This is a genomic window from Alkalinema sp. FACHB-956 (assembly GCF_014697025.1).
Classification (GTDB): domain Bacteria; phylum Cyanobacteriota; class Cyanobacteriia; order Leptolyngbyales; family Leptolyngbyaceae; genus Alkalinema.
In genome coordinates this window covers 59,447-71,942 of record NZ_JACJRC010000010.1, presented here as the reverse complement: position 1 = coordinate 71,942, position 12,496 = coordinate 59,447, and the positions used below count along the sequence as shown (strand labels likewise).

Below are 12,496 nucleotides of genomic sequence, written 5' to 3'. Positions count from 1 at the left end.
TAGAGCGCCACCCAGAGTTGCAGCGAACAACCCTGAGTAGCTAACCCCCAAGCTGTGCATACCAGCTCGGCGGCTTGCTGAGAATTTTAACATTCGATCGAGCCACCCTGTTTCGTAATGCGTCCGGGGTGGCTCTAACTTTTTGGGCTTCCTCCCATCCCCACCCCACAAACCAGGAGAAGCTCCCATGTGTTTCACCGGCTCCAGCGACGATCGTCGCCTCGATTCCCCTACCCCAAAAGAACTCGACATCCACCTCATCGGCCACCGCGAACTCGTCGAAAGCACCATCAACCAACTCCACGCCCTCCGCTTCAGCGATCGCATCCGCTGGAGCATCCCCACCCCCATCCCCAACTCCAACGGAAAATACATCAGCATCCTGCACCGCGAAGCCTAACCCCCGCAATCAACCGATCGTCCAACCGATCATTCAACTTCCCCATCAACCGCTGAACCGACAACACCTTCCCCGCGCGGTTCACCTCATACACCCAATCCTCCTGAAAATTCGTCACCACCACCCGCAACCGATCCGTCGTCACCCACGTCAAACAAGGCTCATTCGGCGCAGCCGTCGGCGATCGAAAACACTCCGTCACCTCCTCAAAACTCCGAATATGTAACCCATCCATTCGCAACTTCAATCGCGCACTTGCATCCTGCAACACCACCCGCGCTAACCGAGACGGTAACCGATCCGTTCTCACCGGCAATCCCCCGATCGCCTCCGTCCGAATCCCAAACCGTTCCCCCACCCGATACACCTGCCGTTGCCCCGATCGTCCCTCCACCGTTACCCGATAGCCCTGCTCACCCATTCCACAATCCTCGATCGGCAACGGCAACCCCAAACACCCCCCAAACCGCCGCGCCTCCAACCGCGTAATCCACACCTGCTCCGGCTGCAACTCCAAATGACTCCCCGCCAACCCCTTCACCTGCATCGCCAACCGCGCCCCCAAAGTCTGCTCCAACACCGGATTCTCCCGTTGCAACAACACCGCCGATCGCTCCTCCCGATCGACCCGCACCGTCCAACGCCTTAGCCCCTGCTCCAGCTTCACCAGCCAGCCACTCCCCGGAATCGGATCACAGGCATAGGGCAACCCCCGCACCTGCTCACAACCCTTCGGCCAATTCACCGCCGCCGCCCCCAAAAACCGCCCCTTCCCCTGACCAAACCCCCACTCCGTCGCCGTCTTCACCACCAACTGCCCCGCCCACTCCGGCAAATCCGGCTGCACCCGCCGCCCCGTCCCATCCACCCGGAACGTCAACATCGGCACCGGCTGCGGCCCCACCTGCGACCCCGAAATCTCCGCTGGCCCCGGCAGTTCCCTGACCCCCGCCACCGTCACCCGCCAGCCCGCCACCGCCCCCTTCCCACAATTTCGATCGAGCACCCCCAACTCCAAACACCCATCCTTCCACGTCACCGCCTCCGCCGACCACACCATCACCTGACTCGGATGCAACTTCGCCCCAAACGCCCCCACCATCGGCCCCCCCTCCGGCAACGCCCAATACTGCGCCGCCGATCGTTGCACCGCCTCCCGCACCTGCCCCGACAACCCCTGCGGCAACTCCAACCCCTCCCGCCGCACCAGCACAAACGCCCCCTCACTCGCCACATACACCACCCGCTGCCCTGCCCCCTCCAGCGTCACCTTCCAGCGAGGCACCCGCGCCGAAATCCACGGCACCCCCTCCATATCCCGCAAACTCGCCGCCGCCGTCCGCACCACCTTCCCCGACGCCGGAAACCCCCACCGCCCGATCGCATCCTGCCGCAACTGCTCCAACACCCCCACCGGAACCTGCCCCGCGATCGCAGCATTCTCGACTGGCGAACTTGTGACGATCGAACTTGTGACGGTCGATCGGTCGATCGGTGCCTTTCCATCAACGCTCCCATTGCCAATCTCATTGGAAGTTCTATTGCCAATCCCATTGGAAGTCCCATTGGAAGACGCGCTAGACGTAGCACAGGCCAACATTCCCAGCACCAAGCCCGCCCAAACACCAGACCGCCGCACCATCCGAGAAGCCATGAAGTACCGCATAATTACCGGGGGATAGAGAAAGACCCTTCTATCATGGCCCCAGCCACCCCAGCCACCCCCAGCCATTACCATTTTTGAAACGCCCTAGCCCCACCCACCCCCTGGGTCAGCAAATTTGTTCTACCTGAATTTTGTTCTACCTGTACTTGCAGAGCTTGGACTGGTTCGTTGGCAAAGCCCTCCACCTCGGAAAGCGATCGCGCAAGCTACGGGGCGATCGCTTCGTTAGGCATCTCAGGCTACTCACCAGTTAGTTTGAATGCGGCATCGTTGACAATCAAGGTAGGATTAACTAGTATGACAATATAATCCTACCAAGCTGTCGCAGTCGGCTTACAGCCATGAGTAAGAAAGTTAGTATCACCTTGGATGACGAAGTTCTAGATTTTGTAGATCAGCTGGCAAGCAATCGTAGCAGCTTTATCAATAATGTTCTCTTGCAAGAGAAGAAAAGGATTTTCATGCGAGAGCTAGAAGATGCTTATAAAGCTCAGGCTAATGACCCAGAATTCCAGGCAGAAATCTCTGTCTGGGATATTGCAGCAGGTGATGGTTTAAATGCCTAACGGAAACTTAACCTACAGGCGAGGAGAGATCTGGTGGGTCGATTTGAAACCCGTTATTGGTCATGAAACCGATAAAGAACGCCCCTGTCTAATTCTGCAAAATGATATTGGCAACCAAAATGGGACAACAACAATAGTTGCTCCATTGTTGCCTGGAACAAGGACGTACCCGTTCGTTGTGAATGTTAAACCAACTACGCAGAATGGACTCGATGGAGATCGGCACATCAATTTAAGTCAATTGAGGGCTGTAGATGCTCAGAGGATTAAGAATAAACAGGGTGTTTTAGAAGAAGTTTATTGGGAAGAAATCGAGAAAGCAGTCTGTATTGAGCTTGGTTTCAGTTTAGCGTTTAAGTCTTCGTAGCTTACCTAACCAGTGCGATCGTGCCTTGTTTTATAGCCATGGCCCATGAATTTGGGACAGTGGTATCAAATTGATTCATCCACGCTACAGATCCGATCCCCCCTAGCCCCCCTTAATAAGGGGGGAATAGAAAGAAATAGGAGAAAATCTCATAGAATTTCTATTTTTTGCTTGATTAACTCAAAGTCCCCCTTTTTATTGACTCAAAGTCCCCCTTTTTAAGGGGGATTTAGGGGGATCGGAGGGCTGGCGAGTGAAGATCAGATTGTCCTATTGGTTGCCTAAAAACGAAAGATTACAGCTTCAACCAACCAAACACATCAGCGATCGTGAGCTGCAAGTCAGCCACTAAACGGGGAACGGGTAAAACATCCTGTGCTTCTTGTAAAAACTCGGGTTGTTGTCCCGATGGATAAATGAGGACAGACTTTTCTGCTGGATCAATCAGCCATCCCATCTGACACCCATGGTTTAAGCAGTGCAGGATATTTCCAGTAACTTTAGTTGGGCTTTGATCCGGGGAAAGAATCTCGATCGCCCAATCTGGACATCGCGGAAAGACATTGGCAATATCACCGTTATCATCAACAGGAATTCGATCCCAAGCGAACACAGCAACATCCGGAACAATCGATCGCTCACCAAAAGTACAACGCAATTCTGGAAAAGCCAGAGCAATCTTCTGATCTTCAACAAGCTGATTAATTGCGGTAACCAGCTTACCCTGTAGTTTGCTGTGCTTTCCCTGCGGCATAGGTTTTTGAACGATTCGCCCATCAATATACTCACTCGCGGGTTTGGTCTCTGGCAACTTCAGAAACGTCTCCAGCGTAATTGTTTTGTCTGGAACCTGTACCATCAGCAACCTCTCCTTCGCCCAAAACCAATCCAGCAGAGCAAAAAGGTCATGGCCCATTCATCAAGCGAACCATAACCCATTTTAACCCTACTGATCCGATCGCACTGGCACTGGCCCCCCTGCCCTGTAGATTTATCAAAGATTTCCAACCCCCCAATTTCCCCTTGCTAGACTGCGAAAATTCCTGAACTTGATCCGCGATCGCCATTTCAAGTCATCGATCGCTACTACCCCTGATGATCTAGCCAATTTGTCAGGTCATCGATCGAGGCAAACCGGAGCGGCGCGATCGCTAGAGCCTGCAATTGGTCGAGCGACAAGGCATTGATTCGATCTTTAAGGGCATCAGATAACGCATCAAATTTTTGTTCTAACTGAAGATAAACCAGCGATCGTGCCTCCTCTTCCTTCGCTTCCCGAAAGACCCGTGTTTCTTCAAGTTTAGTACCTAGCATAATGTCGATACAAACTAGAGCAGCGCGATCGTCCCTTAATTTTGTTCTACCTGCGCTTGCAGAGCTTGGACTTGTTCAATCGATAATCCTGTAGCTTGAGCGATCACTTCGATCGAGAGCATTCCTAGCTTTAGAAAATTAAGTGCGATCGTCTTCGCTTTCTCTTCTTGCGCTTCCCGAAATACCCTGGTTTCTTCCAAATTAATCTCTAGCATAGTATCCATTCAAACTTGAGCAGCACGATCGCCATTTCAAGTCATCGATCGCTCTACCCCTGATTTTTGAGCCAACCTATGAGGTCATCAATGGCTCCAAAATCGAGTAGCTCTTCACTGAGGGATTCCAATTGCTCGATCGAAAGGGAGTTAATCCGATCGAAGGAAAGATCAGGAATAGATCCAAATTTGCGAGTCAGTTGTCGAGTAATCAGCGATCGTGCCTCCTCTTCCTTCGCTTCCCGAAAGACTCTGGTTTCTTCCAATTTAGTGCCTAGCATCGTATCAATTTCCTCCCGCGATAAATTCGTAAACTTATACACGATGATTGTACTGATCATCTCTATTATGCCTTGTTTCATAGGCAAGTCCGTAATCTCCTGGCTCGCCCGCCCAATCAGCATCCTCGCCTTCTCTGGTGCAGTTGCATCCTCTTCGATCGTCAGCACCATAGTCGCCACCCCCAACGGCAAAAGTTCGAGCGCGCCCAACTCATTCAGATAAATCCGATGCACCTGATCACTGTTTAGTAATGCCCGATAGGGGTAGGTTTCAGACTGTTCCATCGATCGTGACGGGTAAATCACTACCATCTGCCAATCAAAAAATGCATCTCGATTGCGATAAAAATAGGCCATCGACTCTGTAAACATTCGCTCATAGAGCCTGCGATCGGGCTGCATCTGAACCTCAGAAAAAAAGACTACCCCTTCAGGTTCATCTTCTGGGGGCAAAAACACCCCATCGATCATAAACGTCGGCTCTTTCACCGCCACTGATTCAAATCGATAGCGTTCACGTCGTATCTGCATGACAGAATTGGCAGTTTCCGGCACCGCGTCCAATAGCTCAAACAGCAGACTGGGAGATTGCTGGAACAATTTATAAAAAATTGCATCACGACGCATACTTTCGCTAATTTACAAGAGGATTTGTTCTATTGTACTAGTGGTGTTAATCAACTAAAATCCCACTAAAATCCCTAGGTCTGGACGCTCGATCCATTACCATTTTTGCCCCCCCTGCCCTGTAGATTTATCAAAGATTTCCAACCCCCCAATTACCCCTTGCTATACTGCGGAAATTCCTGAACTTGATCCGCGATCGCACCATGGGACAGCCCAGCCCCTCCACTCCAGACCCCATCCCACCCACCCAATGGGTCAGCAAAAACGACGTTTTCATCTCCTACTCCCGTCGCGACAAAGCCTTCGTCGAACAACTCGTCGCCCAATTCCAAGCCCTAGGCCGCGACCCCTGGATCGACTGGGACGACATCAACAAAGGCGAAGACTGGTGGAAATCCATCCAACGGGGCATCGAAGCCGCTGACAGCTTCGTCTTCATCATCAGCCCCGACTCCGTCCTCTCCAGCGTCTGCCGCGACGAAATCGACCACGCCGCCAAACACAACAAACGCTTCCTTCCCCTGCTCTGGCGCGAAGGCTTCGACATGGCCAGCGTCCACCGCTGCATCTCCCAACACAACTGGATCTTCGCCCGCGCAACCGACAACTTTCAGCAAGCCTTCCAAGACCTGATCACCGCCCTCGACACCGACCTCGACTACGTTCGCGCCCACACCCGCTTCCTCCTGCGATCGATCGAATGGCAACACCGCAACCAAGACCCCAGCTACCTCCTGCGCGGCACCGACCTCGCCGACGCCCAAACCTGGCTCAGCCAAGGCATCAGCAAACAACCCCGCCCCACCGCCAACCACAGCGCCTACATCACCGCCAGCCTCAACGCCAAAACCGCTGCCCTCAAAGCCCGCCAAAAAGCGAAATGGATCGTCGTCCTCACCACCGTCATCGCTAACCTCCTCTTCGTCGCCGCCGGACTCACCCTCATCTACTGGCGCATCAGCACGATCGCCGAACAACAGGTCGAGCAAACCATGGAGGAAACCCTCGACGGAGCCCTCGCAGGCATCGACGGCGACGAATTTGCCCAACTCAGCCGACTCAACCTCGCCCCCGGTCAAACCGAACCCAGCACCCACCCCCTCTACCAAGCGCATCAAGACTGGTTACAAACCGTCCACCAAATCGCCCCCAAAGCCTTTCCCGCCACCTATACCCGCAACGCCGATCGCAAACTGATCCTGGTCGGCGACCTCAACCGCATCACCGACCCCAGCCAAGCCTCCCCTTACCACAGCCTGATCACCGACAACCTCAGCGAAATGGAAAAGGGCTTGACCGATGTCGTCATCAACCTCACCCCCTACAAAAACGAATTCGGTACCTGGGTTTCCATCTACGGCCCCATCAAAAACCAATCCGGCCAAGTCGTCGGGGCTCTCTGTCTAACCTACGACTCCACCTATTGGACAAACCTCACCGACAAAATTAAAGGCATGATGACGATCGCCTACATCCTCGCCTTTCTCTGGCTCATCATTTCCAGTTGGCTGATTTTGCGAGCCACCCAACCCACCAGCCAGGAATAACCCCCAGCAATCATCCAATCCTAACCCCCAGCATTGACAAAATTAATCGGATCCTGATCGCGACGATGTTTCACCGGAATCGGCACCCCCGGTCGATCGCCCACTAGCGCTGCAGTTGTCTCCAGCGCTTCCCGTAACCGCTTCGCCGCATAGATCGACATATCCCTCGGTACACAAATGCGATCGCGCAAATACCGCAACGCCGAATCCATCCCCTCCGGCGGCACACAACGCTCCCCCGTCATCAAATACGTCAACGCACAGCGCAACGCCACCTCAAACGCGCCATCCTCCGCCGGATTCACCCGAATAATCTTCGATCGATGCTTCAACACCCGAAACAACGCCTCCGATCGTGAACTTTCTGGCTCTGGATAAGCTACATCCGGCAGCCCCAACCACGGCCCACCATTCACCCGCTGCTGCGCCGCCTGCATCTCCGCCGAACCATTGCCATAACAGCCCCCCATCTGCGGCGGCAAATCATGGGCATGGGTATGGAAATCACTCTGCGTCCCCCGATAGGTCGATCTCGTCTCCATAGCATCAAACCAAGCCGACAACCGAGGATTCTCCTCCCGCAACGAATACCCCTTGTAGTAGTACAAACTGGCATTCATCCGCTCCACATAGGGCGTAAAAATCACATCCGCCGTGCCAAACTCCGCCAGAAAATACGGCCCCGGTGTCCTCGCCAATGCCGCCTCTACCTCCTGCACCACCGCCACAAACTGCGATCGACTGCGATCGTCCTCCTGGCGAGATCGAGCCGGATAGCATAACCAACCACACCACGCCCGAAACAACAAGCGCTCCAACCGCCGCAACGGCACCACCTGTGGATCTTCCATCCCCAGACCCAGCGGTCCATACACCCGTTCCAACGCCCACAAAATATCATCACTTTCCGTGATCACCCGTCCATCCAATTCGATCGCCGGTAGCATTCCCGAAGGCACCTTCTGCTTATACCAGCGCTCCTTCTCCCCGTAACAAAACATCGTCACCTTTTCAATGCGGTAGGGAATTTGCTTTTCCTCCAACCACAGCCACACCTTTTGGCAATAGGGACACCAAGCATGGTGATCGCGGTACAACGTCACCCGCACCGCCGACTCCGGCTGCCCAAACAACCGCAACCGCGACTGCGCATTCGTCGGGCCATTGACATAATCCAGTTGAAAATCCGTCAATGCTTCCAATTCAGACCAAGAAAGAGGCGCGATCGTCCTGGGAATCGTCATGGCAAATCTGCAACCTATCACACGAAACTAGCGCTTCCATGCTACCCGAAACCGCGATCCCATGAGACTTGGACTTACAGTTTGGACTTACAATAGAGCTATAAGAGACCTGTCAATCTCAGAAGAAAAGCAGCGATTTAGGCATTTTAAATTCAGCCACAAGTTAAGCAATCCGTATGCAACGAGAGACAGCCCTAGCCATTTTACGACAGCACCGAGAAGTACTCAGAGGGCTAGGTGTGCGATCGTTATCGATCTTCGGTTCCGTCGCCCGCGATCGCGCCCATGCAGACAGTGATGTCGATATTCTGGTGGATTGGGACGCTCCCCTCACCTTCGATCGCTACATGGATGTCAAATTGTATCTAGAAGACCAACTAGGTACCCAGGTTGATTTGGTTAGCTGGAAATCCCTAAACCCCCAAATTCGCCACACCGTCGAACAGGAAGCCATTCATGTCGCGTAATCTTCGACTGTATTTGGAAGATATCCTGGACGCCTGTGCCAAAGTTCAACGCTATAGCCAAGGGCTAACCTTTGAACAATTTGTGGCCGATGAAAAAACGATCGATGCTGTCGCCCGCAATTTGCAAATCATTGGTGAATCCGTCAAGCAGATTCCACAGAATATCCGCGATCTGGCTCCTGGAATTGAATGGCGAAAAATTGCAGGACTGCGAGATATCCTCGCCCATGCCTATTTCCAGGTTGAAGATGAAGTGCTCTGGGACATTGTGCAAACCAAGGTAAAACCTTTGCAGGAGCAAATTCAGCAGTTACTCATCAGTGAATTTTGGGATTCCTGATCATAGCTTTAGATGGTTAAAACCCAAATTATCCGGAAAACACGGATGCCAAGGAGAAAAGGATCCTGGTGCTTTTCTATACGCAATAGACTCGATATATTTACACATGGATTGAGATATTTCCTATACAAACGGAACTTGCTATGGTTGATTTCCCGGTATCCCTCTTGCACTTTTTCCGCGTTACTCCTCACGCAACCGTCTCCCTCGGGCGATTCACGGGAGTATTATTAGCAACAACCACGACTCTACTGCTGGGAGCCCAGGCTGTCTACGCCAACGACGTACAACTCCCCAAAGGCCAACGCAGCTTAGAAGTCAGACAAACCCAAGGGAAAGTCACCTATAAAGGATCCCGACCTCGACCGGCCCAATCCGGCGATCGCCTCAGCGCAGGCCAAGGACTCACCACCGCCGCGAGATCGAGTGCTGTCATCGGCATCGACTCCAATATTGGCATTGTCAAAGTCGCCGAAAAGACTGACTTCACCGTGCGGAACCTCACCATTGCCGCCGATGGGGGCCGAGTCACTCTGCTTAACGTTCACCGGGGTCAAGTTGCCCTCCAAGTCCGTCCCTTCACCAACAAAGGGTCTCGCCTAGAAGTCAAAACCCCCTCCGGCATTGCAGGTGTGCGCGGCACTGAATTTGGGGTAGCCGTCAGTCCCCAAGGTCGTACCGCCATTATGACCAACGAAGGTAGCGTTGCCGCCGAAGCCCAAGGCCAAAGCGTCATGGTGGAAGCGGGCTATTCTTCCCTGATTTATCCCGGCGAACCACCCACCCCACCCCGCCCCACCGTCGAAGATCTCTCCCTCAAGCTCAACACCTCCGACGCCTATCGATCGGGCTTGGTGCGAGTCGCAGGCAAAGTTGATCCCATTAATGCCGTGATCTACGGTGACCAAGAACTGGAAGTCGGGCGGGATGGCAGCTTTCGTCTAGAGTCCCGAACCCAGCAACGCAATTGGGCCACGATCGTCGTGCGGACGCCCCTCGGCAAAGAAAAAACGCACACGATTTGGTTGCGGTAAATCAACCTGGTTACGGTCAAGCAATCTGGCTACAGTCAAGCAATCTGGCTACGGTCAAGCAATTGGGGTGCAGTCCATCAATCTCTGGGATGCAATCGCTAGGATATAATTACTATGATGACCGTCCAATCGGGATGGCAACGGTGCAAAACTCGTCTTGCAAGGTATTGGGAAAATTGTCTGAATAACCGCCGGATCACTCCCGCTGCGGTGGCAGTCCTGCTCGGCTGTGGACTGTGGCAGGTCGGGGCATGGCAACCGCTGGAACGGTTAGGTTATAACTTGCTCTTCCAAATTCGTGAACAATTGCCCCATCCCGGCTGGGACGATCGCATTGTCGTGGTTGCGATCGACGATGCCACACTGGAACACTATCGGCAATTTCCCCTGCCCCGCCACCTCTACACAGACCTACTACAAACCCTAGAAGCCTCCCAACCCGCTGCCGTTGGCTTTGACCTGCTGTTTGCAGAACCGACTCCGGAAGATGCTAAGTTTGCCCAAGCGTTGGAAATTAATGGCAAAGCGGTGATTGCGATCGCGGCCAATCGGGATAAGAAAGTGATTAACTTAGTCCCCCAATTAACCCAAGTCACTGGCCAAGGCCACATCCACAGCCGTCCCGACCCCGATGGCATCTTCCGCCAAGTTGCCCTCTACATGCGAGGGTTTCCCGCCCTGAGTGTGGCGATGCTGCAAGCCTACAACCAGAGCCTCCGCCAAATTGTCCAAGCCCCGGATCAACCGCCACTGGCTCCCCCCGTTAGGCTCCCCCCCGCCCACCCAAAGCAACCCGAACAAACCGCCTGGATTAATTGGCCGGGATTGACCCAAGGCCCCGAAGGCGTGCCCACCTATTCCCTCGTCAAAATTCTCAAAGGCAAAGTCGATCCCCATGCCTTTGCCAACAAAATTGTCCTCGTGGGTGTGACTGCCACGGGCAACGATCCGCTGCAAACCTCCCTGGAGCAGCATTTACCCACCTCCGGCGTCTATATGCACGCAGCGGTGATTGATAATTTGTTGAACCAGCGCTTGCTCCAGCGATCGTCCGACGGGACTCAGCTATTGATTTTGGCCAGCATTGGGATTATTGCTAACTTAGTGCTCTTTCCCCTGGGTTTTCGTCAACGAACCGCCGTGGCCTTAATCTTACCCTGTGCCTGGATTGCCATTGCGGTGGCGGCGTTGATGGGTTTTAATCTCTGGTTGCCCACCTTTGCCCCGATCGGGACTTTTTTAATTGCAGGAACCAGCTTGCAATTGCTAGAGCAACGGGAAAAGCAACTGGTAATGCGATTATTTGCCCGTCACGTCGCCCCAGAAACCGCCAACCTCATCTGGAATCACCGCAGCGAAATTTTTCAACAGGGACAGCTCACGGCCCAGGAAATGGTTGTCACGGTTCTATTTACCGATATTCGGAGTTTCACCTCCATTTCCGAAACCATGTTGCCTCGGGAATTGCTGGATTGGTTAAACCAGTATCTAGATGCAATGACGGATTGTATTCATCAGCATCACGGCGTTGTTGATAAATATATTGGTGATGCCATTATGGCAGTGTTTGGTATTCCATTTCCCAGTGCCAATGCGGAAGAAATTCAGCAGGATGCGTTAAATGCTGTCTCCGCCGCGATCGCCATGCAGGAACGGCTGGCCATTCTAAATCAACAACTACAAGCAGCCGGTCAACCGACGATTCGGGCAGGGATTGGCATCCACACAGGCTTAGTCGTTGCGGGCAGCATTGGTGGAGCCAAACGGGTTAATTATTCCATCCTCGGGGATGCGGTCAATGTGGCAGCTCGGTTGGAAGCGCTGAATAAACAATTGCATCGGCAGAACTGTTATGACATTTTGATGAGTGAAGATACGTTTATCCAGGTGGGGCATCGGGTGCAGGGCTATCCTGTGGAAACCCTCAAGCTCCGGGGCCGCCAGCAAAAAACTGAGGTCTATGCGATTCAGAAAGCCGACCAACGGATCGCCAGCGAGGACGCCAGTAACCAGCCTGCTGCCTAGCCGCTAATTTTCCTGGGGCTAATTTTCCTGGAGCTAATTTTTCCCATGCTTTGCGGAATCAAACCCTAGGAACTTGTAGGTACCTCAGAATCTTTATAGGTAGCTCAGAATCAAGGCACACGAGTATACAGGCCACGAGCATACAGGCAAACAGCGCAGCACAGCACAATGCAGCCATGCGTGAATTAAACCCTAGGGTTTGAGGAGATTTCCGATGGATAGATGGCTACGGGGCTTTATCATCATCGAACGATCGCTCCAAATGGTGATGGTCGTTGGAGTTCTGATCTTTCTGGCTTATTTGGGATTGACTAACACGCAGCGTCACCCACCGGCCCCGGCTCCCAATCACAGTTCAACCCTCTCGCAATAGGCTAGTGTGATTGAGCGAGAAGCTAGTCTG

15 protein-coding genes are annotated in these 12,496 nt (G+C 53.3%); 9 read left to right on the top strand and 6 right to left on the bottom strand.

All coding sequences use genetic code 11. The features are described from left to right. The first annotated feature begins 187 nt into the window (after positions 1 to 187). A complete protein-coding gene (locus H6G21_RS12905; protein WP_190573829.1) occupies positions 188 to 400 on the top strand; it encodes a hypothetical protein in 213 nt (70 codons plus the stop codon). On the opposite strand, the gene H6G21_RS26045 is transcribed toward H6G21_RS12905, so the two are convergent. Beyond that, entirely contained in the window at positions 375 to 2,138 is a 1,764-nt protein-coding gene (locus H6G21_RS26045; RefSeq protein WP_190573828.1) for a hypothetical protein, read from the bottom strand. The two genes, H6G21_RS12905 and H6G21_RS26045, sit on opposite strands and share 26 nt — an antisense overlap. A gap of 269 nt (positions 2,139 to 2,407) precedes the next feature. On the opposite strand from H6G21_RS26045, the gene H6G21_RS12895 reads away from it, so the two are divergent. Together H6G21_RS12895 and H6G21_RS12890 are read left to right on the top strand one after the other, a co-directional pair. Further along, positions 2,408 to 2,632 (top strand): hypothetical protein, encoded by a 225-nt coding sequence (locus tag H6G21_RS12895; RefSeq protein WP_190573827.1) that lies wholly within the window; start codon positions 2,408 to 2,410, stop codon positions 2,630 to 2,632. Beyond that, on the top strand, positions 2,625 to 2,999 hold the full coding sequence (locus H6G21_RS12890; protein WP_190573826.1) for a type II toxin-antitoxin system PemK/MazF family toxin: 375 nt from the start codon (positions 2,625 to 2,627) through the stop codon (positions 2,997 to 2,999). Before H6G21_RS12895 ends, H6G21_RS12890 begins: the two co-directional genes overlap by 8 nt. 295 nt (positions 3,000 to 3,294) lie before the next feature. Here the strand turns inward: H6G21_RS12890 and H6G21_RS12885 are convergent, their stop codons facing one another. The 4 genes from H6G21_RS12885 to H6G21_RS12870 form a co-directional block, all read right to left on the bottom strand. Beyond that, a complete protein-coding gene (locus H6G21_RS12885; protein WP_190573825.1) occupies positions 3,295 to 3,858 on the bottom strand; it encodes a Uma2 family endonuclease in 564 nt (187 codons plus the stop codon). A gap of 227 nt (positions 3,859 to 4,085) precedes the next feature. Continuing rightward, on the bottom strand, positions 4,086 to 4,313 hold the full coding sequence (locus H6G21_RS12880) for a DUF4351 domain-containing protein (protein ID WP_190573824.1): 228 nt from the start codon (positions 4,311 to 4,313) through the stop codon (positions 4,086 to 4,088). A gap of 35 nt (positions 4,314 to 4,348) precedes the next feature. Continuing rightward, positions 4,349 to 4,528 (bottom strand): hypothetical protein, encoded by a 180-nt coding sequence (locus H6G21_RS12875; RefSeq protein WP_190573823.1) that lies wholly within the window; start codon positions 4,526 to 4,528, stop codon positions 4,349 to 4,351. Positions 4,529 to 4,581: 53 nt separating this feature from the next. Continuing rightward, complete coding sequence (locus tag H6G21_RS12870; RefSeq protein ID WP_190573822.1) at positions 4,582 to 5,436, bottom strand: Rpn family recombination-promoting nuclease/putative transposase; 855 nt, start codon at positions 5,434 to 5,436, stop codon at positions 4,582 to 4,584. A 203-nt stretch (positions 5,437 to 5,639) separates the two neighbouring features. Here H6G21_RS12870 and H6G21_RS12865 point away from each other — a divergent pair, with 203 nt between their 5' ends. Further along, positions 5,640 to 6,983, top strand: a complete 1,344-nt coding sequence (locus H6G21_RS12865) for a toll/interleukin-1 receptor domain-containing protein (RefSeq protein WP_190573821.1) — start codon at positions 5,640 to 5,642, stop codon at positions 6,981 to 6,983. Between the two features lie 20 nt (positions 6,984 to 7,003). Here the strand turns inward: H6G21_RS12865 and H6G21_RS12860 are convergent, their stop codons facing one another. Further along, complete coding sequence (locus tag H6G21_RS12860) at positions 7,004 to 8,227, bottom strand: glutathione S-transferase family protein (protein WP_190573820.1); 1,224 nt, start codon at positions 8,225 to 8,227, stop codon at positions 7,004 to 7,006. Positions 8,228 to 8,403: 176 nt separating this feature from the next. Here H6G21_RS12860 and H6G21_RS12855 point away from each other — a divergent pair, with 176 nt between their 5' ends. The 5 genes from H6G21_RS12855 to H6G21_RS12835 all read left to right on the top strand — a co-directional run bounded on the left by H6G21_RS12855 (position 8,404) and on the right by H6G21_RS12835 (position 12,466). Next, positions 8,404 to 8,694: a nucleotidyltransferase family protein gene (locus H6G21_RS12855; protein ID WP_190573819.1), complete on the top strand. Its 291-nt coding sequence runs from the start codon at positions 8,404 to 8,406 to the stop codon at positions 8,692 to 8,694. After that, on the top strand, positions 8,684 to 9,034 hold the full coding sequence (locus H6G21_RS12850; RefSeq protein ID WP_190573818.1) for a DUF86 domain-containing protein: 351 nt from the start codon (positions 8,684 to 8,686) through the stop codon (positions 9,032 to 9,034). The genes H6G21_RS12855 and H6G21_RS12850 overlap by 11 nt, the downstream gene beginning before the upstream one ends. A gap of 143 nt (positions 9,035 to 9,177) precedes the next feature. Continuing rightward, positions 9,178 to 10,068 (top strand): FecR domain-containing protein, encoded by an 891-nt coding sequence (locus H6G21_RS12845; RefSeq protein WP_190573817.1) that lies wholly within the window; start codon positions 9,178 to 9,180, stop codon positions 10,066 to 10,068. 114 nt (positions 10,069 to 10,182) lie between these two features. Beyond that, the gene (locus H6G21_RS12840; protein ID WP_199307194.1) at positions 10,183 to 12,093 is read left to right on the top strand and encodes an adenylate/guanylate cyclase domain-containing protein; all 1,911 of its coding nucleotides are present in this window, start codon (positions 10,183 to 10,185) and stop codon (positions 12,091 to 12,093) included. A 214-nt stretch (positions 12,094 to 12,307) separates the two neighbouring features. Continuing rightward, a complete protein-coding gene (locus tag H6G21_RS12835; RefSeq protein WP_190573816.1) occupies positions 12,308 to 12,466 on the top strand; it encodes a hypothetical protein in 159 nt (52 codons plus the stop codon). The last annotated feature ends 30 nt before the right edge of the window (positions 12,467 to 12,496 follow it).

What these genes read in the sequence shown, in the direction of transcription:
- H6G21_RS12905 (WP_190573829.1), top strand. Translation starts at nt 188, where the DNA reads ATGTGTTTCACCGGCTCCAGCGACGATCGTCGCCTCGATTCCCCTACC.
- H6G21_RS26045 (WP_190573828.1), bottom strand. Translation starts at nt 2,138, where the DNA reads ATGGTAATGGCTGGGGGTGGCTGGGGTGGCTGGGGCCATGATAGAAGG.
- H6G21_RS12895 (WP_190573827.1), top strand. Translation starts at nt 2,408, where the DNA reads ATGAGTAAGAAAGTTAGTATCACCTTGGATGACGAAGTTCTAGATTTT.
- H6G21_RS12890 (WP_190573826.1), top strand. Translation starts at nt 2,625, where the DNA reads ATGCCTAACGGAAACTTAACCTACAGGCGAGGAGAGATCTGGTGGGTC.
- H6G21_RS12885 (WP_190573825.1), bottom strand. Translation starts at nt 3,858, where the DNA reads ATGGTACAGGTTCCAGACAAAACAATTACGCTGGAGACGTTTCTGAAG.
- H6G21_RS12880 (WP_190573824.1), bottom strand. Translation starts at nt 4,313, where the DNA reads ATGCTAGGTACTAAACTTGAAGAAACACGGGTCTTTCGGGAAGCGAAG.
- H6G21_RS12875 (WP_190573823.1), bottom strand. Translation starts at nt 4,528, where the DNA reads ATGCTAGAGATTAATTTGGAAGAAACCAGGGTATTTCGGGAAGCGCAA.
- H6G21_RS12870 (WP_190573822.1), bottom strand. Translation starts at nt 5,436, where the DNA reads ATGCGTCGTGATGCAATTTTTTATAAATTGTTCCAGCAATCTCCCAGT.
- H6G21_RS12865 (WP_190573821.1), top strand. Translation starts at nt 5,640, where the DNA reads ATGGGACAGCCCAGCCCCTCCACTCCAGACCCCATCCCACCCACCCAA.
- H6G21_RS12860 (WP_190573820.1), bottom strand. Translation starts at nt 8,227, where the DNA reads ATGACGATTCCCAGGACGATCGCGCCTCTTTCTTGGTCTGAATTGGAA.
- H6G21_RS12855 (WP_190573819.1), top strand. Translation starts at nt 8,404, where the DNA reads ATGCAACGAGAGACAGCCCTAGCCATTTTACGACAGCACCGAGAAGTA.
- H6G21_RS12850 (WP_190573818.1), top strand. Translation starts at nt 8,684, where the DNA reads ATGTCGCGTAATCTTCGACTGTATTTGGAAGATATCCTGGACGCCTGT.
- H6G21_RS12845 (WP_190573817.1), top strand. Translation starts at nt 9,178, where the DNA reads ATGGTTGATTTCCCGGTATCCCTCTTGCACTTTTTCCGCGTTACTCCT.
- H6G21_RS12840 (WP_199307194.1), top strand. Translation starts at nt 10,183, where the DNA reads ATGATGACCGTCCAATCGGGATGGCAACGGTGCAAAACTCGTCTTGCA.
- H6G21_RS12835 (WP_190573816.1), top strand. Translation starts at nt 12,308, where the DNA reads ATGGATAGATGGCTACGGGGCTTTATCATCATCGAACGATCGCTCCAA.